General features: G+C 59.8%; 1 protein-coding gene. It reads right to left on the reverse strand.

The window, feature by feature from the left end; genetic code table 11:
- Positions 1–41: 41 nt before the first annotated feature.
- Entirely contained in the window at positions 42–380 is a 339-nt protein-coding gene (locus SB751_RS28130; RefSeq protein WP_410748801.1) for an inositol monophosphatase family protein, read from the reverse strand.
- Positions 381–488 lie beyond the last annotated feature (108 nt).

Here is a 488-nt window from a genome sequence, read left to right on the forward strand (position 1 = left end):
GAAGCCAAGGAAAACGGCACTGCCTACGCGCAGCCTGGCCGCTACCAGCCGATCCACATGCCCAACAACACCGCTACCGGTCTGGTCATGGGTGCTCTGCTGACCGTGTTCGTCAAGGATTTGCCAGCCTCAACCAGAACCTCGCCGAATTCCTCGCCGAAGATGCCGTGATCGGGGTACTGACTGGCGATGGCCGCACGCAATGCGGCTTCGACCTCGCGGTCTGCCTGGGTGACGGGACTTTCGTCCGCTTTGGTGTCCACCGACAGCGGGTGGCGGAACCACTGGCGCGACAACGGCCGGACCTGGTCCGCCAGCGTTTGGGCGAACGAGGAAAAGGCGGCCAGTTGCTGCGCGGTAAGCGGCGGCGAAGTTTGCATTGACGAGCTCCCAGGCGTGGTGCAGCGCCAAAAAAACCCTTGCGATTAAGGTTTTTCCAGTCTAGACACGTTGCCACAAATTTGCAAATATACCTAAAAAAGCAACCC

This window comes from Cupriavidus sp. SIMBA_020, from assembly GCF_046535395.1.
GTDB classification, from domain to species: Bacteria; Pseudomonadota; Gammaproteobacteria; order Burkholderiales; family Burkholderiaceae; genus Cupriavidus; species Cupriavidus campinensis.